Source organism: Deinococcus apachensis DSM 19763 (assembly GCF_000381345.1).
Classification (GTDB): Bacteria; Deinococcota; Deinococci; order Deinococcales; family Deinococcaceae; genus Deinococcus; species Deinococcus apachensis.
Genome location: NZ_KB906402.1, coordinates 76,516 through 99,531, shown reverse-complemented (window position 1 = coordinate 99,531; position 23,016 = coordinate 76,516). Strand labels below are relative to the sequence as shown.

Genomic DNA, 23,016 nt, shown 5'->3' with positions numbered 1-23,016 from the left:
ACCCCGGGAAGTCCGTTCATCGCGGGCGTAACTAGGCATGCGGCGGAGGCACGGCGCCGAGTCGGCCCCCGGCGTTACCCCGTCCGGGTGAGCTGCTGGACCGCCGCGTCGTAGCCCTTGGGGTAGACCGGGAACAGTTGGCGGCCCTGGGCGTTCCACAGGGCGTCGAAGCTGCGGTAACTCAGGTAGGCCAGCGGCCCGACCATGCTGTCACTCACCCAGAATACCCCCGCCTGGTCGTCGTACCCGCGCACCACCCGGAAGTGGGGAATGTGGCCGGGCCGGTCGTACCACTGCAGGACGATTACGGGGATGCCCAGCGCCAGCAGCCGTTTGACCTGCGAGAGTCGGCCCCCGCGGATGGTCAGCGTCCGGAGCCCGAACTTCGCCAGCTCCGGCGCGATGGCGCTGATCTGCATGTAGCCCCCGCCGGGCCGCGCGGTGCGCTGAATCACGTCCTGCCCGATCTTGACCCGGTAGAAGCCCAGCACCGCCGAGAGGGCGCTGGGGCCGCAGTTGTTGTAGGTCTGGAAATCGAACGCCAGCCCCCGCAGGTAGGTCCGCACCGGCAGCGCGTCCCCGATGGGCGAGGCGGTCAGCGGGAACCAGCCGATAAAACTGGCGACGGTCGGCGCCGGGGGCGTGGTCCAGATAACCGGCCCGGAGACCCGGGTGGCGTCCGGCCGGGGCAGGGGCGCGGCGGGCGGCGTCTTCGCCGGGCTGGCGGGCCGAACGGGCACTGCCGGTGCGGACGCCGCCCGGGCCGGAGGGGAGCCGGGCAGCCAGAGCACCTGACCCGGCTGAATCGCCGTTCCCGGAAGGCCGTTGAGCCTTATCAATTGCTGGACGTCCGTTCCGGCGCGCCGGGCCAGGCTGTACAGGGTGTCGCCCGCGCGGACGGTGTAGGCCACGGTAGGTCCCGCTTGGGCTGCGCCCCCCAGTGCGAAGAGGGCCAGCAGGGCCTGGACCGTACGGCGGACCATTCCGCCAGCCCACGGAGAGTGGAGCTGTTCACCATTCATGCGTGCCCACCTTACGACGGCGCGGGGGCCGGGCACCAGTCTGGTACGTCTGAAGGTCGTCTACCCCAGGCTGCTGCCCAGTGGGAAGCCTCTCGCCGCTTCCAAAAAATTAATACAAGTATAGGAAAGTACCCCAAAAAGAACAACCAAAGGACACCGTCAAAGCAATCCAGGAAGCAACTTACTTCACAACCCCGAAAAACAGCGGGCACGTTAGAGCCAAAGCCCAGCCAATGCACAAGCATCAAAGCCCCGCGGAATCGCCGGGTCGGCCTACGCCCAGGGGTAGGCTCGACTTCCTTTTCCAGTCTTGATGCATAAGAGGGAAAACAACACCTCAGCCCTGACCTTCTAACTGCTCCCCAGATGCAGGAGAAACTACAACCCGCAGAGCCAATGTAGAACAAGTGACGCAGACCACTCATCTGTACTCCCCCTAATTCCACATCTAACGTCCTCAACGCAACAAGTTAGGAGGCCAGCTCCCAGAACCGGGCTTCACACTCGCTCGAATCCAGACACTGACGAACGCCACAGGTGCGGAGGCGGCTCTATCGACGAACTCTCACCTTCAATCCGGAAACGAAGCCACCCAGCCAATACTGCTCCAGCAGGAAAGGAATTTCCCTAAAACAGAAGCAGCATTAGCCAAGGCCAGAGCAGACAGGACGGCCCTATGGGGGAAGGAGCGGCTCACCGCGCAGGGAGCTTGGGCCACCAATTGGCTGTCGTAAAGCCAGAGGCAGGATGCAGAAGCGCGGGCGAAAAAAAAGGGGGCAGGTAAATTTCCGTGAGGGAAGGAGGCTGGTGCTTCGTCTTGTATTAATTATTGCCTTTCTTTCGATGGGTGGCGGACGTATCAAGCCGCGCGGCACGGTGGCTGGTACCGCCCCACCAGCCACCCTTCGTCTTGCCTGCTCCCTCAAGCTGTCAGGTTCTGAGGAACTACAGGTATTGCCCGGTGACTGAACGCGATTCACTGACCAGTTCGCTGGGCGGGCCGGTAAACAGAACTTCTCCCCCGGCACTGCCGCCTTCAGGACCAAGGTCGATGACCCAGTCGGCCTGGCGGATGACGTCCAGGTGGTGTTCGATCAGAATCACGCTGTTTCCGGCGTCCACCAAACGGCCGATGATTCCCATCAGCAGACCGATGTCCGAGAGGTGCAGCCCGGTGGTGGGCTCGTCCATCACGTACACGCTGCCCTGCTTGTGCAGTTCCGTGGCGAGTTTCAGCCGCTGCCCCTCCCCGCCGGAGAGGGTGCCGAGCGGCTGCCCGAGGGTCAGGTAGCCCAGCCCCACGTCGCTCATGGCCTGCAGAACGGCCCTGATCTTTTTCTCACTGAAGAAGGCCAGGGCGTCCTCCACGGTCATGTTCAGCACGTCGCTGATGCTCCGGCCGCGCAGGGTGTGGGCCAGCACCCCGGGTTTGTAGCGCCTGCCCTCGCAGACCTCGCAGGGCGTGGAGATGCCCTCCATGAAGGCCAGGTCGGTGTACAGCACGCCCAAGCCGTTGCAATTCGGGCAACTGCCCTCGGAGTTGAAGCTGAAGAGCGAGGCGTTCATGCCACTGGCCCGGGCAAAAACCTTACGAATCTCGTCCATGATGCCGGTGTACGTGGCGGGCGCGGAGCGGCTGTTCGCGCCCACCCGCGACTGGTCGATGACCACGGCGCCCGGATGCTGCGCCACGAAGATGTCGTTGATCAGGGTGCTTTTCCCCGACCCGGCCACGCCCGTCACGACAGTGAGGACCCCGGTGGGAATCCGCACGGTCACGTCCTTGAGGTTGTGGAGGCGGGCCTGCTCCACGGTCATCCAGCCGGTCGGGGGGCGGACCTCCGGCTTGACGGGCAGGTGCTGGCTGAGGTGCCGTCCCGTGAGTGTGTCCGCCTGACGCAACCCCTCGTAGTCACCCTCGAAGACGACCTCGCCGCCGTGCGTGCCCGCGCCCGGCCCCATGTCCACGATGTGGTCGGCAATCCGGATCACATCCGGGTCATGCTCGACGACCAGGACCGTATTCCCCTTGTCCCGCAGTTTTCGCAGCAGGCCGTTCAGCCGGGCGACGTCGCGGGCGTGCAGGCCCACGCTCGGCTCGTCGAGGATGTACAGCATGTCGGTGAGGTTATTTCCCAGGTGGCGAATCATCTTTAGGCGCTGGGACTCGCCGCCGGAGAGCGTGGCGGTCCCCCGGCTCAGGCTGAGGTAGCCCAGGCCGATGTCCACCATGTGCGTCAGGCGCTCGACCAGGCTGTCCACAACGCGGCGGGTGTCGTTTTCCGGCAGTTCGTTCAGGAACCCGATCAGCCGCGTGACCTCCAGGTCAGAGAGTTCGGCGATGTTCCTGCCCTGAATCCGGCAGTGCAGGGCCTCCGGGTTCAGGCGCGCCCCATGACAGACGGGACAGGCCTGGGTGGTGGTGAACTGCTCGAAGACGGCCCGGTGACGGTCAGACATGGCCGCCGTGTCCTTTTTGGTAAAGCGCTCCACCAGCCCCAGGTACGTCAGGTTGAAGTCGGCGAACGCGACCTTGCGCCCGCCCGCCCCGTGCAGCAGGAGCCGCATCTCCTCGTCGCTGTACCGCTCCAGCGGCTTGTCGACATCGAAAAAGCCGGACTGGGCGTAGGTCTTCCACAGCCACTTGCCCGGCCTGAAGTCCGGGTGCAGGAGCGCGCCCCCATTCAGCGATTTGCTCCGGTCCAGGAATTTCTCCAAGTCGAGCCCCACCGCCACGCCGAGGCCCTCGCACTCCAGGCACATGCCCTGGGGGGTGTTGAAGGAGAAGAGATAAGCCGGGCCCAGATGGGGTTGACCGGCCCGCGAGAAGAGCAGCCGCAGCACCGCCGCGATATCCGTGTACGTGCCCACGGTGGAGCGCGCTCCGCCCCCCACGCGCTTCTGGTCGATGATGATCGGCGCGTTGAGATGCTCGATGGCGTCCACGTCCGGCTGGCCGTAATGCGGCATGAAGCCCTGCACGAAGGCAGTGAAGGTCTCGTTCAGTTGCCGCTGCGCCTCGGCGGCGATGGTGTCGAACACCAGGGACGACTTGCCGGAACCGGACACCCCGGTAAAGACCGTGAGCCGGTGCTTGGGGACGCGCAGGGTCACGTTCTTGAGGTTGTTCTCGCGTGCCCCGCGAATCTCGATGTGGGAACGGATCATGGGATTGACTCCTGCAAGGTCAGGGTGAGGAGGGGTGGCGGGCCAGGAAAGAGGGGGCAGGACTTGGCCCGGCTCTCTCCTGGCTGGGTTGCATCGGGGTCTGGCATGTGGGACTCCTTCGCCAAAGGGCGCGCCCGCTCCGGCTCACTCATCATTCCTGTGGAATATTTGAGAAGACCCCGCGTGTGATACTTATCAACGCTTAATTCTCAGCGGTATGGAAGTGAGCATGACCGGCCATGGCTCGGGCGGAACCTACCCGGACGGGGGAAAGGGCATGGGTTCACCGGCCGCCGGAACCCTCCCCCGGCCACCTGCTATGAAAAGACTCTCATGGAATTTGGGGAGGAGATTGACGAAAGGGCGGGGCCGCCCGGAGCCTCCCTACCCTGTGGTCATGACCCAGCAGCCTTCCAATATCGGCGACCTCGGCCTTATCGGGGATCGCCGCACCGCCGCGCTCGTGACCCGGTCGGGCAGCGTGGTGTGGTACTGCCCGGGCCGCTTCGACGCGCCCTCGCTGCTGGCGGGGTTGCTCGACCCGGAGCGGGGCGGCGAGTGGCGGGTGGAGGGAGAGTTCACGCCGTCGCGCCGCGCCTATCTGGGGGACAGCGGCGTGCTGGAGACGCACCTGGACACGCCGGACGGGGAGGTCACGCTGGTGGACTTCATGCCCTACGGGCCGGGGCTGCCGCGCGGAGTGTGCCGCCTGGTGCGGGGCGTGGGCGCCACCCTGGTTCTCACGCCCGCTCCCGACTACGCCCAGTGCCCCCCCCTGCTGGAACAGGACGGGGACGCGGTGCGGATCGACGGGGACTGCTGGCTCAGCGCCTCCCACCCCCCGCAGGTCGAGGGCGGCGCGGTACGGCTGAGCATTCCGCCGGGGGAGTCGGGCTGGGCGCTGCTGGGGGACCGCCCCTGCGGGGAAGCGAACCCGGAGACGTGGCTGGAGGCGACCCTGACCGGGTGGCGGGGGGTGGCGGCCGAGACGGTCTACAGCGGCCCCTACCCGGAGGCCGTGCGCGGCTCGCTGCGCGCCCTGCGGCTCCTGACCTTCGAGGAGACGGGCAGCGTAATCAGCGCGGCGACGACCTCGCTGCCGGAGGTGGTCGGCGCGGGGCGCAACTACGACTACCGCTACGTCTGGTTCCGCGACTCGGGGATGATCGTGCGGGCGCTGTCGCGGCTCAGCCCCGGCCACAACGGCACGCTCGGGCGGGGCTTTCTCGATTTCGTATGCCGCTCGGCCTCAGGCCGGGACCTGGGGCGTCCGCTGCCCCCGCTGGCGACAGTGAGCGGGAAGGACGCGCCGAGTGTGGAGGAGTTGCCGCTCGCGGGCTACCGGGGGAGCCGCCCGGTGAGGACCGGCAATGCCGCCGCCTCGCAGGTGCAGCTCGACGTGTACGGCAACATCCTGCTGGCGAGCGCGGCACTCTACCGCCAGACCGAGTTGGAGGAACACTGGCCCATGCTGGGCGCCGCCGCCGAGTACCTGTGCGACCACTGGGCCGACCCCGACAACGGCATCTGGGAGGAGGAGGAAGTGCGGCCCTACCTGTCGAGCAAGGTGCTGGGCGCGGTGGGCCTAGAGCGCCTCGCGGGCCTCCACCCGGACCCGGCGACCGGGGAGCGCTGGCGGGCCGTCGCCGGGGACATCCGCGCCTGGGTCTCGGCCCACGGCCTGACGAGCGAGGGCGCCTTTGCGGCGGTCGCGGGCGAGGAGACCGTGGACGTGGTGGCGGCCCTGTATCCCACCTGGGGCTACTGCGCGCCCGACGCGCCGGAGATGCGGGCGACCCTGCGGGTGCTGGAGCGCGACTGGTGCCGGGAGGGGCTGTACTGGCGCGCCCTGCGGGAGCGGGGGACCGGCGAGGGCGCCTTTCTGGCCGGAACGCTGTGGGTGGCGCTGTACTGGACGGCCCTTGACCCGGCCCGCGCCCGCCGCATCCTGGAGACCGTGCTGGGGTACGCTGGCGACCTGGGCCTGATCGCCGAGGAGGCCGACCCCGCCTCGGGCGAACTGCTGGGGAACTTCCCGCAGACCTTCGTCCACGCCGCGCTCCTGGGGGTGATCGCCGAACTCTCGGAGCCGGGAGCCTAAAGCGCTGGGCCGGGGAAAACCTCACCCCCCCGCCTCGCAGGGGCCCCTCTCCCCCACCCCGGCGAGGGCCTCTGCCCGCCCGAGCGCGACTCAGCGGCCGGGGGAGGGAGCGCCGTCCCTGTGCAGCACCGCCTGCGCGGCGGCGTCGGCCAGCGCCTCCAGGGTCGCCTCCCGCGCCACGGTGACGCGGGAAAACCCGGCCTCCCGCGCCGCGTCGGCCGTCTGCGGCCCCATCGCCGCGACCGTGAGGTCCGTCCCCGCCAGCGCCGCGAGGTGCCGGGCCGCGCTGCCCGAGGCAAGGGTCACCACGTCCGCGGCCCGCAGCCGTGCGAGCGCCCCCCCGTCCAGGGTCGCGGGCTCGGTGCGGTAGAGTTCGGCGCGCTCATACCGCACCCCCCGCGCCGTCAGGCCGCGTTCCAGCTCGTCCTCGGCAACCTGGCTGGTGAGGTGCAGGGTGACTGCGCCGGGCTGGGCGGGGAGTTCGGCGGCGAGGTGCCGCGCGCCGGGGGTGGAGGGCACGAAGTCTGCGTGCAGCCCGTGCTCGGCCAACGTCCGGGCGGTGCTGGGGCCGACGGCGGCGATGCGAAGCCCGGCCAGGTGCCGCGCGTCCAGGCCCAGCCGCCGCAGATGGGTGAACAGCGCCGTGACGGCCTGATTGCTGGTCAGCAGGAGCCAGGCCACCCCCGTCAGGTCGCGCAGCCGGGCGTGTAGGGCGGCCTCGTTCCCCGTCTCGGCGAAGCGGATCAGCGGCACCTCCAGCACCCCCGCGCCGCGTGCCCGCACCAGGTCCGCCAGCGCGCTCGCCCCGTCCCGCGTGCGGGTGACGGCGACGGTGCGGCCCGCCAGGGGACGATGGTGTTCAGGCACGGCGTCGAACCAGCGCAGGGTGTCCCGCAGCCGCGCGACCTCGCCCACGACCGTGACGGCGGGAGCCTCCAGTCCGGCCTCGCGCACCGCCCCCGCGATGGTGGCGAGCGTGCCCGTCGCCACCCGCTGCCTCGGCGTGGTGCCCCACTGGACGGTCGCGGCGGGGGTCTGCGGGTCACGCCCGGCCTTGATCAGGTCGGTGCTGATCTGGTCGAGGTTTCGCACCCCCATCAGCAGCACCAGCGTGTCCACCCCGGAGAGCCGCTCGTAGTGGGCGCCGCCCTCCTTCGTGTTGCCGGTCAGCACGGCGAAGCTGCGGGCTGCCTCACGGTGGGTCACCGGAATCCCGGCGTAGGCGGGGGCGGCGATGGCGCTCGTCACGCCGGGGACGACCTCGAACCCGATGCCTGCGTGCGCGCACGCCTCGGCCTCCTCGCCGCCGCGCCCGAACACGAACACGTCGCCGCCCTTGAGCCGCGCGACCCGCTTGCCGCCGCCCTCCCGCGCCTTGTCCACGATCAGGGCGTTGATCTGCTCCTGGGAGATGTAGTCGGAAAAGCCCTTCTTGCCCACGTAGATCGTCTCGGCGTCCGGGCAGTGGCGCAGCAGCTCGGGGTTGGCGAGGTAGTCGAACAGCACCACGTCGGCCTGCCGCAGCGCCTCGGCCCCGCGCAGGGTAAGCAGGCCCGGGTCGCCCGGCCCCGCCCCGATCAGGGACACGAACGGGCGGGAGAGCGGGGACGGGGTCTGGGCAGTCATGGCCTCAGGCTAGCGGGCGGCGGCGGGGACAAATGCGGGGAGGGGTCAGCGGTCCCCACCTTGAACTTCCGGCGTGGCTTGAAATGGTCCTTTGGCCTAATTTTGTAGTGCGCATCGAACGTTCAAGGGGAGGGAATTTTTTGCTGGATTGGACATCGTTTCCGTGCATCTCCCATCCACCAGAGGAGGTTTCACCAGCCCCCCCGGTTCAACCTCATCATTGGCGGAGAAATTGCCTTCCCCTCCTCCGCGGCCCTCTAGACTGCCCCGCGTGCCCCTCTCCCCCGCCGACCTGCCCGCCGTGCGCGGGGCGCTGCTCTCGTGGTTTGACCGGGCCGGGCGCCCCTTGCCGTGGCGGGTGGGGCCGGAGGGCAGGCGCGACCCGTACCGGGTGTGGGTGTCGGAGGTGCTGCTCCAGCAGACGCAGGTGGCGCGCGGGCGGGTGTACTTCGAGCGTTTTCTGGCGGCCTTTCCCACCGTGCAGGCGCTGGCGGAGGCCCCCATCGAGGCCGTGTTGAAGGCCTGGGAGGGCTGCGGCTACTACGCGCGGGCCCGCAACCTGCACCGGGCGGCGGACGTGATCGTGCGGGAGGGGATGCCCACGACCTACGACGACTGGCGGGCGCTGCCCGGAGTCGGACCCTACACGGCGGCGGCAGTGGCGAGCCTCGCCTTTGGGGAGGCCCGGGCGGTGAACGACGGGAATGTGCGGCGGGTGCTGGCGCGGCTGCACGGGGAGCGGCATCCGGCGGAGGCCTGGGTCCAGGCCAGGGCCGACGCCCTGCTCGACCCCGCCCGGCCCGGCGCCCTCAACGAGGCGGTGATGGACCTCGGGGCGACGATCTGCACCCCCAGGGCTCCGAAGTGCGGCGAGTGTCCGGTGCGGGCGTGGTGCGCCGCCTTCGCCTCCGGTCATCCGGCGGCCTTTCCCGCCCCCAAGGTGCGGGCGGCGGTGCGCGAAATCCGGGCCGTCGCCCTGCTGCTCGGCGACGCCCACGAGGCCGTCCTCGAACGCCGCGAGGGCAACCTGCTGGGAGGCCTGATGGGACTGCCCACCGAGATCATCCGCGACGGGGAGACTCCCGGGGAGACTCTGGCCCGGCTAGCCGAACGTCTGGGCGCGGGCGTGACCGGTGAACTCGGCACCGCCACCCACACGATGACTCACCGCCACGTCACGCTCACCGTGTACAGCGGCACGGGCGGTCCACCCCGCTCCCACGTGGCGGATGCCGCCCTCTCGCGGCTGGACCACAAGGCGCTGGGGCTGTGGGAGAGGCGGCAAGCGTCGCTGTTCGCGGGGGCGTGAGGGGAGAAACCACGGTGCGGCCGGGCGTCCTGCGGGCCGTGGCAAAGGCGCCCCCTCCCGAGCGGTGGGGGCGCCCAGGGGGAAGGCTCAGAGGGGGCTGAAGACGAACTTGTCGCTGGTGCCGCCCCGCAGGACGCTCTCGGTATGCTCGCCGAGGTACAGCTCGCCGGTGATGGCCTCCAGCGCGCCCCAGACCGCGCCCAGGGTGAAGGTGCATTTGCGGTCGCTGCCCAGCGGCTCGCCCGCCGAGCACACGGTGTCCTGGGTCTCGATCACGATGGTCTCGCCGTCCCGGTAGGACCGGGTGACAGCCGCGAGGCAGGTGCCGTTCCGGCCGATGGCGGCGTCCAGCAGGCCCGCGATCTGCTCCACCGGCACATTGCTCCCGGACAGGCCGAGTTCGCCGACAAGGGCGCGGCCGCGCACCTTTCCGGCGCGGGTGAAGACCACGGCGGCGCCGTCCGGGCCGAGGGTATCCTCGACGCCGACGATCACGGCCTTGAAGCAGACGACGGAGTTGAAGTCCCCGAGGTGGGGGCGCAGCGATTGGGTGGCAGTGGCCGTCATGGAAGATCTCCTGGGATAAAGGGTCGAAAGAAGCTGGGACAGGACGCTGGGCTGGGGGGCCATCGGGGCCTCGGGGGAGAACTGGCCCTTAGAGGATGCCAGCGACGCTCTGGGCGGCGTCGCGGGCTTCCATGTGCAGCAGGCCCAGGTTGGTGCCGGTGGGCGCCACGACGGCGAGTACGCCCTTGTGCCCGGCGGCGTAGATGTACACCTGGCCCTGGGCCCCGCCCACGCTCATGTCGGTGAGCTGGCCCGAGCCCAGGGTGTCGTTGATGCGCTTGCCCAGGCCCAGGGCGGTGGCGGCCATCGCGGCGACGCGGTTGGCGTCGGTGCCGTCCCCCATAGCCTGGGCGATGGGCAGGCCGTCCACGGTGGCGACGAGGGCGCCGCGCAGCTCGGGCATGGAGGCGCGCAGGGTCGAGAGGGTGGCGTTGAGCAGGTCCTGCTTGCTGAGGGTCGCGGTCATGTCTGGTCCTTTCGGGGTCGCTCGTCAGGCGAGCGGGCGGGAGGCGAGGGTCTGTTCCAGCAGGTGGGCGAGGAGAGTCCGGGCTTCCTGCGGGTCGGTGGCGTTCAGGCCGCATACCTGCTCCTGCGGGAGGCCGAAGTACAGGGCGACGTCGCCGGGGTGCCACACGCGCGGCTGGTCCTGGCGGGTGACCCCCACGAGAAAGGGCACCGGGATGCGGCTGGTAATGAAGTCGAGGATGGTGCGGGCGTGCCCAAAGTCCTGCGGGCAGTCCCCGGCGACGAGCAGCACCAGGCCCAGCGCGCCCTCGCACAGCACCTCCCACATGAAGGAGAAGCGGTCCTGCCCGGGGGTGCCGTACAGGTGCAGCTCCTGGCCGTCCAGATGCAGGGTGCCGAAATCGAAGGCGACGGTGGTGTTCGCCTTGCCGATGTCCTCGCTGGCCTCGGTCTCGGTGGCAACCACGGGGGTCTGGGAGAGGGTCTGGACGAAGGTGGTCTTGCCCGCCCCGACGGGACCGGAGACGACGAGTTTCAGGGGGGCGTGGGGCAGGATCACGCGGTCACGGCCCTTCCCGACAGTCGGCGCAGGGCCCCCAGCAGACGCTGAACGAGGGGAGCGGCTGGCGGGGCGGCGGGAACCGACTCCGGGGTGGTCCCGGCCTGCGCCTGGGCGGCGGCCCGCTGCGGCGCGATGAGGTCAGCGGCCCGCAGGCGGTGCAGCACCGCGAGGATCTCGCGCTCCGGGCGGCCCACCCGCCGGGCGAGTTCCGCGCCGCTCGCCCCGAACGTCAGGAGGGGCCGGAGCAGCGCCCAGTCGGCCGCCAGCGAGGGGGGAACGGCCTGCGCCGCGCGGGCGGGCACAAAGCGGGTCTCGGGGTGGGGCAGCTGATCCGCCGGGATGGCCGCTTCATTCGGCGCCTCAAGCAGTTCACCCAGCGGCAGGTCATAGAGGCCGGGTACCTGCGAAGGGTCCCGCCGCTGGAACTCGAACGCACCCCGGCCCTGGGCCTGAAGCTGGGACAGAATGCCCCGAACCTGGGTCTGCTCCTGGATGGGAAACCCGTCCAGGTACATCGCCCGCAGTCGCCCCTGGGCCAGCGTCAGCTCCACCGTGCGGCGCTGGTAGGCCTCGTGGAAGAACAGGGTGCCGCTCTGGGCTCGCAGGACTCTCACCAGGTCGGTGAGCGCGTGGTGTTCGAGATCACCGAAAAGGGCCATAGCAACTCCTTTACGTGGGGGAAGGGGAAGGGCGTCGGGTGGCAGCGCCGCGGGCACCGTCTATCTCCCCGCTGCTGCTGTGAAAAACTTACTAATCCTGTGATCACAGCTTCATCACACTTGGTCCGAGCAGGGCGCCCGTGGGGCGCAACGGAATAAACAACGTGCAGGAGGGCTTTTTGGCCTGGAGAGCCCGGTTAGGGCCACTTCACCGCCAAAGACACGAGACCCCTTTTGGCCACCGAAAGTGTGATTACCTACAGGTTTTTTCCCTGGAGCCAGGAAGTCCTGACAGGATCATGACAGCGCGGCCCGCGTCGGCGACTGGTAGAGGCGAGTTCCCGTAACTGGACCGAAATGGCCGCCCAAAGCTCAAGTTGCGCCGTGGGGCAGCAACGCCTCCGGACGACAGAGGGCTCCGGCGTTCCTTCGCCCGAAGCCGTCTTCCTGCGGGCACAGCGCCGTGTCCCCATCCTGACGCCCTTCACCCCCTCCTCCGGGTGACGCCCACACGAGTTTGACGCAGGGCCTGCGCCGGACGATTGGTACACTCGGCCACAGACTCACCCCCAGGAGGTTTCATGCTGCGCCGCTTTCTGCTCGCCACCCTGCTGCTGTCCATCGGAACGGTCGCCCTCGCCCAGACGGCGGCCCCCGCAACCACACCCACGACGACGGGGACGACCCTGCTTCCCCCCATCAGCGACGCGCCCATCTTCGTGGCCTACCCGCCGGACAAGTACACGGTGGCGTACGACCACGTGCTGCTGGAGGGCAGTGTCAAACCCGGGGCGACCCTCACCCTGAACGGTCAGCCCGTCGATGTCGGAGGCGACGGGCTCTTCATCGAGTGGGTGCCCCTGAAGTCCGGCGAGAACATCCTGACGCTGGAATCCACCCAGGGCGGCGAGACGGCCCGTCAGGACCTCCGGGTGACGAGCGCGCCGCCCGCGCCGCTCCCCACAGGCGCGGCCCAGATCGTGCCCGCCAGCCTGCTGCCCGCCGCGGACCGGGTGGCCTACGTCCAGCCCCAGAATCTGGAGCTGCGGGCGGTGCCGGTGGCCTTCACGGGCACCGCCGGGGGGAAGGCGTCCTTCAAGGTCGGCGACCTCGGTCCCTTGCTGATGGCGGAGACGGCGCCGGGCCGCTACGAGGGGACCTTCCTGCTGCCGGAGAAGCTGGAGGCCGCGCCCGTGGCGTTCACCCTGACGGCCACGGACGGCACCACGGCCACCGCGACCAGCCCGGGCAAGCTCAGCGTGACGGGCACCGGCCCCCGGGTGGCGGAGGTCACGGCGACCATCCCCGGGCGGGGTCTCCAGGCGGGGACCTTCGTGTGGCGCAACGGGGCGGGCCGCAACTACGTGGTCTTTCCGCGGCCGGGCGCGCTCGCCGTGGTCGTGGGCGAGGAGGGCAATACCTTTGCGGTGCAGGCGTCGGGGACACTGACGCTGAACGCCCCCAAGAGCACCCTCACCCTGCGGCCCGAGGGCACGCCCCTTCCCCGGGCGATCTTCACCCAGATTGGCGTGAAGACGGGGGACACCCACAGTGAAGTGCGGCTGAACCTGCCCACCCGGGTGCCCTTCACGGTGGAGCAGCAGGTGAACCCGGACAGCTCCAGCCTGGACCTGCGGCTGTTCCAGAGCATTGCGGACGTGGATTACATCGTCTCCGACTTCCCGAAAGGGCCGGTGCGCGACGTGCGCTGGACCCAGGAGAGTGACGGCGTGGCGCGAGTGCATGTGGACTTAAGCGCCGCCCCCTGGGGCTACGATGCCACCTACGAGGGCACGACCCTGGTGCTGCGGGTGCGGAACGCCCCGACCCTCGACGCCCGCGCCCCGTTGCGTGGCCGGACCATCGTCCTGGACCCGGGGCACGGGGGGGACGAGTTCGGCGGGGCCGGGCCGCTGCGGGTGCCGGAGAAGAACCTGAACCTGCCCATCGCGCTGCGGGTGGCCGAGCTGCTGCGGGAGAAGGGCGCCACGGTCGTCCTGACGCGCGAGGCGGACGTGACGGTGCCGATCTACGACCGCCCGCTGCTCGCCGAGACCAGCAATGCCGACCTGCTCGTGAGCATCCACGCCAACGCCCTGCCGGACGGGACGGACCCCCGCACCAAGCGGGGCAGCGGCGTGTACTACTACCAGCCCCAGGCCCGCGCGCTGGCGGATACGCTGCTCGCCAGCCTGGTGAGTGTGCTGCCCGAGGTGGGCAACGACGGGGTCCACTACCAGAACCTGGCGCTGGCGCGGCCGACCACCCAGCCCAGCATCCTGATCGAGACGGCGTTCCTGACCGACAAGGGCAACCTGCGGCTGTTGATGAGTGCGGCCGGACGCGAACGCTTCGCGCAGGCCATCGCCCTGGGCCTCGAACGCTTCTACCGCGACGCCGCGCTGGGCCGGGCCGGACGGTAGGTCGGGTGGGCAAGGGAAGTGGGCCGGAGCCAGGCCTGGATCTCCACCCAGGACAACGCTCTGGTGCCCCTTCCTCTTGCTGACCCTCTTCCCTCTTGGGAGAGGGCCTGGCGCCGCCAGGGGTGAGGGGGCGCCCACCCGGCGAGAGCGGCCCATCAGCGCAGCTTCCAGAGCTGGGACGGCGTGGAGGGAACAGCCAGGGCCGGAGCGAACTTCCTGCTCCGGCCCACTTCCTTTGTATTAATCCTGCCTCGTGTCGGTCACGGGGTCGGGTAGTCGGTGACGTAGACCGGCTGGCCGACCTTGCTGGTACCCGCCGCAGCGCCCACGCCGTTCACCACGTGGTTGATCGTGCCCGCGCTGAGGTTGACGGTCATGATGTGGTGCAGGCGGACCCCCGCGGTATTGGGCACCTCGAAGCCGTTTTCTGTGTGGATGGACGGGTTGTTCTGGTTGAAGACGTAGACGCCGCCGCCGTAGAGCCGGTGCGTTTTCACCCGGTCCCCGACCTTGTAGCCCGCCCAGCCCAGGGTGCCCCCATGCTGCCAGTCGGCCTGGGTGGGCGGGTCGTACGGCAGCTCGTTCTGGTACAGCACGGTCGTGCCGTTCTCGCCGTTCCAGATGGTGTTGTACTGCTGAAAGTGCTCAACGAAGAGGCCGGTGGCCGTCACGTTGTCCCCGTTGATCACCGCACCGTTGCGGCCAGTGTTGGTATTCCAGCGCTCGGTATCGCCCGAGAAGCCCTCGATCCCGTGGTCGGCGCGCCACACCCAGGCGTGGTCGATCAGCACGTTGTCGCTGTTGACCTCCAGCCCGATGTCCGCTTTGCCGACGTGTGGGCCGCCGACGCGGAAGTACACGTCAGTCAGAGTCGTGGGGTTGGTGGGATCGTTGTGCGGGCGGCCGTTGTTGCCGTTCTTCTTGCCAACCTGGAGCAGGGCGGGCGACTTCACGGGGCCTGCGTCCATCGTGACGCCCGCGATGACCACGCCCGGCACATCCGCGACGGTCACCGGCACGGCGCCGCCCACTGCCGTGAGCGTGGCGTGCCCCAGACCCAGGACAACCGTGTCGGCGCGCTTCACGTCGATGCTGCGGTCGATGTCGTAGACCCCCGGCGTGAGGAGCAGGTTCTTGCCGCGGGCGAGTTCCCGGTTGATGGCCTGCACGGAGTCGGACGGCCGGGCCACGAAGAAGTCATCCAGCGGGACTGTGCGGCCCGGCGTCATCCCGTTCTGCCAGGTGATGCCGCGGCTGTTTCGCGTGGCGGCGGGCACCCGGACCTGGTACGCCCCCTGTGCGTCCATGAAGAGGTAGGGCTTCTCGCGGCTGACGGGCGTCGTGTCCAGCGTCGTGTAGGGCGGGTTCGGGAATCCGGCCTCACCCGGCGCGCCCTCGACCCCCGAGAAGACCTGGTTCCACACGCCGTTCGACCAGCCGCCGATGGTGCTGTTGCGGATCAGGAACTGCTGCTGGGACCCGTTGATGATGAAGCCCGTCTTCGAATCGGCAATAAAGCCCCCGCTGGCGTACTGCGGCCCGGCGGTGCAGTAGTCCATCAGGCTGAGGTTGCCCCCCACGACGTTCACCCGCCGCATGGGCGCCGCCTGCGAGACCGCCCAGAAGTTGGCGGAGGCGCGGCAGCCGTCCTGGCCCGTGCCGTTCACGTTGATGGTGAGGTTCGACAGCGTGCGCCAGAAGTTGACGAGCGCGAGGCAGTTGCTGGTGCCGCCGCCCTCCAGACAGCGGTTGTAGACCTCGACCTTGCCGTTGATCGTCACGTCGCCCGGAGAGGCGCCCAGGCCCGCCACCTCGGTGTAGTAGCCGACCTGGATGTGCAGGGGCTGGGTGGCCGTGCCGTAGACACCCGGCCTGAAGAGCAGCGCGTACCGCCCGGAGCCCATCTCGTTGTCGACCTGCCGGGCACTGATCGCGTCCACCTTCGCCTGAATCTCGGCGAGCGGCATGTGGGGGTCGAAGATGATGACGTTGGGGCCGAGGTCGCGCTGGCCCCCCGGAGCGGCGAGCTGGCCCAGGGTCCGGCTGTCGGCCCCGGCCGCCGGGGTAGGCACCTGGCCACAGGCACTCAGGGCCAGGGTGAGGCCCGCCAGCAGGGTGACGGCCCGGTTTCTGGCCTTGCCCGCACGGGAACGGTTGGGCTTGGGAGCCGCCTGGGAGAGATGACGCGCTTGGTGATGGTGTCGCATCGGCATCCTTTCGGGGTGTGAACACCTGCTCGAACGGTGGGCTCTTGGCTGTGGCTGGGCGGCGGGCAATGGGTCCGGCGTGTTCTCCTTTCCGGTTCGGCGCCCTGTGAATGGCAGGGACGGCCATGACGTGAAGTCACGGGAATGTTCTGGTGGTGAGCAGGCTCAGGGCGCACCATACACCTGGAACTCGGGGAGGGAATAGCCGTGCTCGTGCCGCCCTGGGTCCCAGACATGCGGACGTACTGGCCCGTGCCGCTCACGTTCAGCGTCTGGGTGTCCCCCGTGCCCGTGGTGGACGAGTACACCGGAGTCCAGGTCTTCGTGTCGTTCGAGACCTCGATCTCGAAGGCCTTGCCGTAGGCCTCCTCCCAAGGCAAGGTGACCCGGCAGATGTTTCGCGGAGTCCCCAGGTCCACCTGCACCCACCGCGGATCACTCCACGCGCTCGACCAGCGGGTTCCGGCGTTGCCGTCGAGGGCCGCGCCCGCGGGCGCGGCCGCCGTTCTCGGTCGAGGAGGCGCTGGCGGGCCTGCCCAGCGCGAGATTGGCCGCGCCGCAGGTGCCCGTTCCGCCGGTCGCGCTGGAGGGCAGCGAGAGGTGGTACTGCCTCAGCTCGGTGGGCTGCCCGGTCCGCCCCAGCAGGCTGATGGAGGGCGAATCATTGTTCCAGCGCCCGGTGAACCAGGCGGGACGGAACACGTGGGCGCGGCCCTCCAGGGTCGCCACCATGTCGGCCATCCGCGCCTTCTGCCCTGCGAGCGTGTCGATCCGGGGGCCGTCCGTTCCGCCGTGCCTGTTGGAGTACCCGGTCACCCAGAAGGACTTGTCGCACTGCTTCAGGCGGTCGAGCTGCCCCGCGACGAGCCCGTCGTCGTACCAGTGAAGGCAAGGGAGTCGATCCGCGGGGCGCGGCCCCCGTTCCTCGCCCGGTAGGCCGAGTAAAAGGCGTCCAGCCACACACCGGGTCGTTTACCCAGAGATCGTGCCCCAGTTCATCGCCGGGCCGACCAGCCCCACGCCGGTGTCGCGCGCCACCTGTTGGAACGGGGCCACAGGACGGCGGCCTGAGAGGGGGTGAGGTTGGCCTGGTCGGTCAGTTGGGTTCGTTCAGGACCAGCAGGTCCTTGACGGCGGGGTTGTCCCGCAGCCTGCTCTCGATGCTAGCGGGGTCGAGGGTGCTGTTCCACAGCATGGGCAGGTAGTCCATGCCGTAGCGCGCGGCGTAGTCGGACGGCACGCCCACATTCGGGGAGGAGCCCCAGTACGACCCGGGGCTTCCCTCCCTTCCCCACCGAGCTGATCGAGCGGGAAGCGACCGCCCCCCCGCGCCCGGCCCGCTGAGGACCACTCCGGAAGGTTCAGAGAGCGCATACTGGGATTCCAGCGCGTCCGCTCCCACCACGCATGAGGAGGCGTCATGAACGCATCGGTCGCCGTTCCACGCGCCCGACCGGCCCCCGCCGGTCGTTCCCGGCCACCGGGTCGCAGTCGCCAGAGACAGGCCGCCCTAAGTTCGGAAGGTCAGGCCTGGTTGCGCCGCACGGGCGTAGGGAAACGGGGCTCGGAACGAGCGAGGCAGACGGGTCGAGAGCCGCCCGCCTTGAAAAGGCCAGCGTTGCCGGGTCCGGGCGCCTTTCCCCGGAGGTGGGTGACCTCCCAGAAAGCGGGGGTATGAGCGAACTTCCATTCGTGGGGCGGGAGCAGGAACTGGCGCGGCTGGAGACGTTTCTGGCGCGCGCCCTGACCGGCCAGGGGCAGGTGTGTTTCGTTACTGGCGAGGCGGGGGGCGGCAAGACCGCGCTGGTCCAGGCGTTCGCCCGCCGGGCGCAGGACGCGGACGAGCACCTCGCGGTGGCCTCCGGCAACTGCAATGCTCAGAGCGGGGTGGGCGACCCCTACCTGCCCTTCCGCGAGCTCCTGGGGGTGCTGGTCGGCGTGGCCGGGCGCGCGGCAGCCGAACCGCACCCTCACGAGGGCCGCCTGCGGCGCTGGCTGGTGCGCTCCACCCAGGTGCTGATCGAGGTCGGCCCTGACCTGGTGGGCACCATCGTCCCGGGTGGCGTGCTGGTCGCCAAAGCGGGCAAGGCCCTGGCGCAGAAGGCGGGCTGGCTGGACGAACTGGAAAAACTCGCCAAACGCAAGCCCAGTGCTCAGGCCGCAGTCCAACCCGAGCACCTGTTGGAGCAGTACGCCAACGTCCTGCGGGCACTCGCCTCCGAGCGGCCCCTCCTGCTGATCGTGGACGACCTGCATTGGGCGGACGCCGCCTCGGTTGACCTCCTCTTTCACCTGTCGCGCCGCCTGGAGGGCAGCACCGCGCTGTTGGTCGGTACGTACCGGCCCCACGAGCTGTATCGGCGCGGTACCGAGCGTCACCCCCTGGAGCGGGTGCTGGCCGAGATCAAGCGGTACGCCGAGGACGTGTGGGTCGATTTGCAGGTGGGCGAAACGGAGGGGCGCGAGTTCGTGAACCACCTGCTGGACACCGAGCCCAACCGGCTGGGGACGGACTTCCGCGAGGCCCTCTTCCGGCACACCGAGGGGCATCCCCTCTTCACCGTCGAGCTGCTGCGGAGCCTGCAGGAGCGCGGTGACCTGGTCCGGGACAGCGCGGGCTGCTTGGTGGTCGGCCCGAGGCTGGAGTTCGACACCCTGCCCTCACGGGTGGAGGGGGTGATCGAGCAGCGCATCGGTCACCTGGAGGAGGCCCAGCAGGAGGTGTTGCGGGTGGCGAGCGTGGAGGGCGAAACCTTCACGGCGGAGGTCGTGGCCCAGGTGCAGGGGCTGGCGCCCCGCCCGCTGCTGCGCGACCTCTCGCAGCACCTGGAGGGGCGGCACGGGCTGGTGCGGGAGGGGGGCGAACTGCGGGCCGGACGGCGGCGGCTGACGGGCTACCGCTTCGCCCACACCCTGTTCCAACACTACCTGTACGGGGAGCTGGGGCAGGGCGAGCGGCGCCTCCTCCACGGCGAGGTGGGGCAGGCCCTGGAGGAGCTGTACGCCGAGGCACCTGACCCGGTGGTGTTGGCCTGGCACTACGACCGGGCGGGGGAGGATGAGAGGGCCGCCGAGTTCTACCGACAGGCCGGGGAGCAGGCGATCCGCCAGGGCGCGCCGCACGAGGCCGAGCGCCTGCTGACCCGGGGGCTGGAGTTGACGCCGGAGCGCGACGTGGAGAGGCGTTTCGAGCTGCTGCTGGTTCGGGAGAAAGCCCTTGACCTCCAGGGCCAGCGTGAGCCTCAGCTCCGGGACGTGGCGGCGTTGGAGCGGCTCGCCGAGGCGCTGGACGACGACGGCAGGCGCTGTCAGGCGGCGCTGCGGCGGGTGAACCACGCGCAGCAGGTCAATGATCTGCCTGCTGCGTTCGCGGCGGCGGAGTGGGCGATGGCGCGGGCCGTCGCCGCCCGGCATCGCGACTTCCAGATGGAGGGTGACCTCGCCCGGGGCGGCGTCCTGCGCCGCCTGGGACGGCTGAAGGAGGCCGAGTCTCAGTTGCGGCGGGCGCTCCAGGTGGCCGGACCCGGGGCTGGGTGGATTCAGGCGGCAGCTCTCCACGAGCTGGGCTGGGTGGCTTTTCACCATGACCTGTGGGAAGCCCAAGCCACCTTTGAACAGGTCCTCGCGCTGTACCGCCAGATCGGCGACCTGCGGGGGGAGCAGATCGCCGTCAAGAGTCTGGGGATCATCGCCCTCAACCTCGGGGACTTCCCCCAGGCGACCACGCTTCTCAGGCAGAGCCTTGCCGGGGCACGGCGTCTTGGCGACCGCCGGGCCGAGGTTCACGCCGAACTGGCCCTGGGCGTGCTTGCCAGCAATCAGCGTCGTTTCCCGGAGGCACGGGCACTGCTGGAGACCGCACTGGAAGGCTCGCGCCAGATCGGGGAGCGCCAGCTTGAAGGCGGCGCGCTTCTTTACCTGTCGCGCACGAGGCTGGGGGAGGGCGAGTGTGTGGAGGCTGAGCGGTTCGCCCAGATGGCACTGGAGCTTTACCGGCGCACAGGTATCCCAGTGAAGATCGTCGAGGCGCAGCATCAATTGGCGTATGTGGAAGCTGTGCTGGGGAACTTGGTCGAGGCGCGTGCCCTTTTCGAGGCCGCTATCGAAGCCATTCGACCTCTTGACCGTGACATGCTCGGTCACCTTCTGGAGGACCTGGCCGAGCTCGAACTCTGCCAGGAGCACCCCGAACGGGCGCTGGAACTGGCGCGGCAGATTGGGCTGACACCCGTAATTGAGGAGGCCAGGGCCTTGCTCGCCCTGGAGCGGCTTGAGGAAGCCGAGGCGGCGTTTCATGCGTACCAGCGGCAGTACGCACATGAAGCGTTCAAGTGGATTCAAAGTCAAACCGGATTGATCCGGCTTGAGATGGCCAAGGCCCGTCCTGAGCGGGCACTGAGGCTCGTGGAGGCGCTCCTCCCCCTGCTGGAGCAAACGCACCTGCTGGACGACTGGTCGGAGACGTGCCTGGCATGCTTTGAAGTCTTGTGGGCATGCGGCGACGCGCGCGCGGCAAGCGTGCTGGAGCAGGGCTGGCGGCTTCTGGAGCGCCAGGCCAGCAAGCTGGACGGGCTAGACCGCGAGCGGTTCGTGAACAACATTCCGGGCCGCCGCGGCCTGGCCGCTGCCTGGAGGGCGGCCGGGGCGCGGGACCGGGTGAACTGGGGGAGGTCGCCGTGACGACGCCACGTGACGCGGAAACACCGGACAGGGCTGAGCGGTGGGACGGCCCCGTGCCCACCGCCCCCGAGCCGCTGATCCCCGGAAAGGTGAGGTGAGGCCATGCCCACTCCAGCGGTGGAGGGCCTGGAGTTCCGGCAGGTCGCCCCCCTGCTGGCCGCGCTGTACCGCGACGGCCTGCTCACCCCGTTCGTGGGGTCGGGCATGAGCCTGGGGGCGCCGGGGCAGCCCGCCTGCACGAGCTGGCGGACCTTTCTCGTCCGGCTGGCGGCGGGCGCGGGGCTGCCGGACGTGCCCCCCGACTTCCTGGACCCTGGCCGTCCCCCCACCCCGGAACAGTGCTACCGCCTGGCGGACAAGGTCACGATGGTGCTGCGCGCCCGCCCGCCCGGGGTCCGCGACGAGGTGTTCCGGCAGGCGCTCAAGGAGGCCCCGGAGTTCATCGCGCCGACGCCGCAGCTCCGGGCGCTCACGCGCCTGTACTGGCCGCTGGTGCTCACCACCAATTACGACGACCTGTACTGGGCGGCCCGCCAGGCCACGCTGCGCGCCGAGGGCCACCCCTCCGAGCCCCTGGCGGTGCTGGGCCGCTCCCTCCCGGACTGCCACCGGGTGCTGCGTTCCCTGTCCGAGCCCAGCCGCCCGGTGTTGTGGGCACTGCAGGGGTATCTGGGCGGCCAGTGCGCGCCGCCGGAGGCGTCGGTGCCCTCCGACGCCCGGCGCCGGACCCTGGCGCTGGAGGTGGTGGCCGGGCACCAGCAGTACCAGCGCGCCATCCACGCGGTGCCGCACTTCCGCCGGGCCTTCGGCGAGGTGTTCCGCCGCCGCTCCCTGCTGTTCCTGGGGTCGGGCCTGCTGGAGAACTACCTCGTGGACCTGTTCAGCGAGATCCTCTACCACCAGGGACCCGGCCAGATGCCACACTTCGCCCTGCTGCGGCGCACCGGCGCGCCGGACCTGTACGACCCGGCGTTCCTGCAAACCCGCCTGGGCGTCGTCCCCGTCTTCTACGACCGCCACGACGAGGTCCCGGCCTTTCTGGAGGACCTCGCGCGGGACGTGCGCTGGCCGCGCGACCAGCCGCCGCCGCCCGCCAGCTTCGCGCAGGTGGAGGAACTCCGCTACACCCTCCAGCCCCCCCCGGCCGACCACGCCGTGCGCCTGGTGCTGCGCCGGGGCCGGGTCTCCCCGGGCCAGGTGGACTGGGCCGCCGGGGACGCCCTGGTGCTCAGCGCGGGGCGCCGGGAAGGGCGACCGGTCCTGGGCAATCAGGCGCTGGCCCTGGACGCCCTCGCCCCGTGTCCGGGCGTGAGCCTTCCCCCGGAGCCCGGGGAGTGGGAGGCTACGGGAACGGGGCACCAGGTCTTCCAGTACGGGGACGCGGCGCTGTTCGCCGTGGTCGCCCGGACCTCGGACGAGGGGCGCAACGACCGCGACCTGAGCGTGATCGCGCCCGCCGTCTGCACCGCCCTCGCCGCGGTGGAGCAGACTGGGCGGCACGGGCGCGTCCATATTCTGCCGGTGGCGGCTGGGCGCAGCGCACACTGGAATCCCATCCACCCGTTCGCGCAGGTGCTGCGGGGGGTGCGGCTGTTCGTCACCGGGGTGCCTGTGCGGACGCTGCGGGAGATCATCCTGTACATCGACCATCCCGGGGTGTGGCACCCGCTGATGGCGGGCAAACTCCCGGTCACCGCGCTGCTGTCCTCGGACATCCAGCAGTACACCGTGGACCTGCGCGACGCGGCCGGGGAGTCGGAGGTGCTGAGCGTCACCTCGCCGGACGCCACCTCCACCGTGGTGAGGCTCCTGGCGACCTGCGGGCTCACCAACCCCGGGGAGTGGGACATCCAGCTCGACCCCCCGCTGGCGGCGGCCCTGCCCGTCACCCCGGAGACGGTCGTCGTGCCCACCATGAACCTGCGGCTGCGCCCCCGCCGAGCGTGAGGAGGTGAGGGGCGCCGCACCCGCACGTCATGCCCCGATCATCCACTCCCGGCTAGGGTCCGCGTATGGACGCCCTGATCGACCTGAGTCTGCGCGCCGTGTTCCTGGCCCTCCTCCATCCCTTCACCCGGGGCCTGCTCCTGGTGCTGGTCGCCCTGTACGGCGGGGGCAGCGGCTGGCCCGGGTGGGGAGCCGGGTTGTGCGGGATGCTCGGCGTGGGTTTCTGGCTCGCGCCCCTGTGGCGGAGATGGCGGGACAGGCGGCGCTGATCGGCGGGAAC

16 protein-coding genes and 1 pseudogene are annotated in these 23,016 nt (G+C 69.9%); 6 read left to right on the top strand and 11 right to left on the bottom strand.

Going from position 1 to position 23,016, the window contains the following annotated elements; all coding sequences use genetic code 11:
* Positions 1-74: 74 nt before the first annotated feature.
* Together F784_RS0110230 and F784_RS0110225 are read right to left on the bottom strand one after the other, a co-directional pair.
* Positions 75-983 carry a LysM peptidoglycan-binding domain-containing protein gene (locus tag F784_RS0110230; RefSeq protein WP_019586635.1) on the bottom strand — a complete coding sequence of 303 codons (909 nt, stop codon included), beginning with the start codon at positions 981-983 and terminating at the stop codon, positions 75-77.
* 984 nt (positions 984-1,967) lie between these two features.
* Positions 1,968-4,190 carry an ATP-binding cassette domain-containing protein gene (locus F784_RS0110225; RefSeq protein ID WP_019586634.1) on the bottom strand — a complete coding sequence of 741 codons (2,223 nt, stop codon included), beginning with the start codon at positions 4,188-4,190 and terminating at the stop codon, positions 1,968-1,970.
* 397 nt (positions 4,191-4,587) lie between these two features.
* On the opposite strand from F784_RS0110225, the gene F784_RS0110220 reads away from it, so the two are divergent.
* Positions 4,588-6,291 carry a glycoside hydrolase family 15 protein gene (locus F784_RS0110220; RefSeq protein ID WP_019586633.1) on the top strand — a complete coding sequence of 568 codons (1,704 nt, stop codon included), beginning with the start codon at positions 4,588-4,590 and terminating at the stop codon, positions 6,289-6,291.
* 90 nt (positions 6,292-6,381) lie between these two features.
* Here F784_RS0110220 and cobA read toward each other — a convergent pair whose 3' ends face one another.
* A complete protein-coding gene (gene cobA / locus F784_RS0110215; protein WP_019586632.1) occupies positions 6,382-7,917 on the bottom strand; it encodes a uroporphyrinogen-III C-methyltransferase in 1,536 nt (511 codons plus the stop codon).
* 271 nt (positions 7,918-8,188) lie between these two features.
* Between cobA and mutY the strand changes: the two genes are divergently transcribed.
* Positions 8,189-9,226: an A/G-specific adenine glycosylase gene (mutY, locus tag F784_RS0110210; RefSeq protein ID WP_019586631.1), complete on the top strand. Its 1,038-nt coding sequence runs from the start codon at positions 8,189-8,191 to the stop codon at positions 9,224-9,226.
* Between the two features lie 87 nt (positions 9,227-9,313).
* Here mutY and F784_RS0110205 read toward each other — a convergent pair whose 3' ends face one another.
* From F784_RS0110205 to F784_RS0110190, 4 genes are all read right to left on the bottom strand, one after another.
* Complete coding sequence (locus F784_RS0110205; RefSeq protein WP_019586630.1) at positions 9,314-9,793, bottom strand: hypothetical protein; 480 nt, start codon at positions 9,791-9,793, stop codon at positions 9,314-9,316.
* Between the two features lie 88 nt (positions 9,794-9,881).
* Entirely contained in the window at positions 9,882-10,259 is a 378-nt protein-coding gene (locus F784_RS0110200) for a roadblock/LC7 domain-containing protein (RefSeq protein WP_019586629.1), read from the bottom strand.
* A 24-nt stretch (positions 10,260-10,283) separates the two neighbouring features.
* Positions 10,284-10,817, bottom strand: coding sequence for a GTP-binding protein (locus F784_RS0110195; RefSeq protein ID WP_019586628.1), 534 nt, complete (start codon positions 10,815-10,817; stop codon positions 10,284-10,286).
* Entirely contained in the window at positions 10,814-11,479 is a 666-nt protein-coding gene (locus F784_RS0110190) for a hypothetical protein (RefSeq protein WP_019586627.1), read from the bottom strand. The genes F784_RS0110195 and F784_RS0110190 overlap by 4 nt, the downstream gene beginning before the upstream one ends.
* A gap of 581 nt (positions 11,480-12,060) precedes the next feature.
* On the opposite strand from F784_RS0110190, the gene F784_RS0110185 reads away from it, so the two are divergent.
* Complete coding sequence (locus F784_RS0110185) at positions 12,061-13,902, top strand: N-acetylmuramoyl-L-alanine amidase (RefSeq protein WP_019586626.1); 1,842 nt, start codon at positions 12,061-12,063, stop codon at positions 13,900-13,902.
* A 260-nt stretch (positions 13,903-14,162) separates the two neighbouring features.
* On the opposite strand, the gene F784_RS0110180 is transcribed toward F784_RS0110185, so the two are convergent.
* The 4 genes and pseudogenes from F784_RS0110180 to F784_RS26120 all read right to left on the bottom strand — a co-directional run bounded on the left by F784_RS0110180 (position 14,163) and on the right by F784_RS26120 (position 17,349).
* Positions 14,163-16,109 carry a pectate lyase family protein gene (locus F784_RS0110180; RefSeq protein WP_019586625.1) on the bottom strand — a complete coding sequence of 649 codons (1,947 nt, stop codon included), beginning with the start codon at positions 16,107-16,109 and terminating at the stop codon, positions 14,163-14,165.
* A gap of 266 nt (positions 16,110-16,375) precedes the next feature.
* Positions 16,376-16,657 (bottom strand): annotated as a pseudogene (locus F784_RS27800) (discoidin domain-containing protein); the annotation flags it as partial.
* Positions 16,545-17,069, bottom strand: a complete 525-nt coding sequence (locus tag F784_RS26810) for a glycosyl hydrolase (RefSeq protein ID WP_211211893.1) — start codon at positions 17,067-17,069, stop codon at positions 16,545-16,547. The pseudogene F784_RS27800 and the gene F784_RS26810, both read right to left, overlap by 113 nt.
* A 136-nt stretch (positions 17,070-17,205) precedes the next feature.
* Complete coding sequence (locus tag F784_RS26120) at positions 17,206-17,349, bottom strand: hypothetical protein (RefSeq protein ID WP_157465172.1); 144 nt, start codon at positions 17,347-17,349, stop codon at positions 17,206-17,208.
* Between the two features lie 434 nt (positions 17,350-17,783).
* On the opposite strand from F784_RS26120, the gene F784_RS0110160 reads away from it, so the two are divergent.
* The 3 genes from F784_RS0110160 (at position 17,784) to F784_RS0110150 (ending at position 23,005) form a co-directional block, all read left to right on the top strand.
* Positions 17,784-20,789 carry an ATP-binding protein gene (locus F784_RS0110160; protein WP_019586623.1) on the top strand — a complete coding sequence of 1,002 codons (3,006 nt, stop codon included), beginning with the start codon at positions 17,784-17,786 and terminating at the stop codon, positions 20,787-20,789.
* A 102-nt stretch (positions 20,790-20,891) separates the two neighbouring features.
* The gene (locus F784_RS0110155) at positions 20,892-22,736 is read left to right on the top strand and encodes an SIR2 family protein (protein WP_019586622.1); all 1,845 of its coding nucleotides are present in this window, start codon (positions 20,892-20,894) and stop codon (positions 22,734-22,736) included.
* A gap of 65 nt (positions 22,737-22,801) precedes the next feature.
* Positions 22,802-23,005, top strand: coding sequence for a hypothetical protein (locus F784_RS0110150; protein WP_019586621.1), 204 nt, complete (start codon positions 22,802-22,804; stop codon positions 23,003-23,005).
* The last annotated feature ends 11 nt before the right edge of the window (positions 23,006-23,016 follow it).

What these genes read in the sequence shown, in the direction of transcription:
- F784_RS0110230 (WP_019586635.1), bottom strand. Translation starts at nt 983, where the DNA reads ATGGTCCGCCGTACGGTCCAGGCCCTGCTGGCCCTCTTCGCACTGGGG.
- F784_RS0110225 (WP_019586634.1), bottom strand. Translation starts at nt 4,190, where the DNA reads ATGATCCGTTCCCACATCGAGATTCGCGGGGCACGCGAGAACAACCTC.
- F784_RS0110220 (WP_019586633.1), top strand. Translation starts at nt 4,588, where the DNA reads ATGACCCAGCAGCCTTCCAATATCGGCGACCTCGGCCTTATCGGGGAT.
- cobA (WP_019586632.1), bottom strand. Translation starts at nt 7,917, where the DNA reads ATGACTGCCCAGACCCCGTCCCCGCTCTCCCGCCCGTTCGTGTCCCTG.
- F784_RS0110205 (WP_019586630.1), bottom strand. Translation starts at nt 9,793, where the DNA reads ATGACGGCCACTGCCACCCAATCGCTGCGCCCCCACCTCGGGGACTTC.
- F784_RS0110200 (WP_019586629.1), bottom strand. Translation starts at nt 10,259, where the DNA reads ATGACCGCGACCCTCAGCAAGCAGGACCTGCTCAACGCCACCCTCTCG.
- F784_RS0110190 (WP_019586627.1), bottom strand. Translation starts at nt 11,479, where the DNA reads ATGGCCCTTTTCGGTGATCTCGAACACCACGCGCTCACCGACCTGGTG.
- F784_RS0110185 (WP_019586626.1), top strand. Translation starts at nt 12,061, where the DNA reads ATGCTGCGCCGCTTTCTGCTCGCCACCCTGCTGCTGTCCATCGGAACG.
- F784_RS0110180 (WP_019586625.1), bottom strand. Translation starts at nt 16,109, where the DNA reads ATGCGACACCATCACCAAGCGCGTCATCTCTCCCAGGCGGCTCCCAAG.
- F784_RS0110160 (WP_019586623.1), top strand. Translation starts at nt 17,784, where the DNA reads ATGAGCGAACTTCCATTCGTGGGGCGGGAGCAGGAACTGGCGCGGCTG.
- F784_RS0110155 (WP_019586622.1), top strand. Translation starts at nt 20,892, where the DNA reads ATGCCCACTCCAGCGGTGGAGGGCCTGGAGTTCCGGCAGGTCGCCCCC.
- F784_RS0110150 (WP_019586621.1), top strand. Translation starts at nt 22,802, where the DNA reads ATGGACGCCCTGATCGACCTGAGTCTGCGCGCCGTGTTCCTGGCCCTC.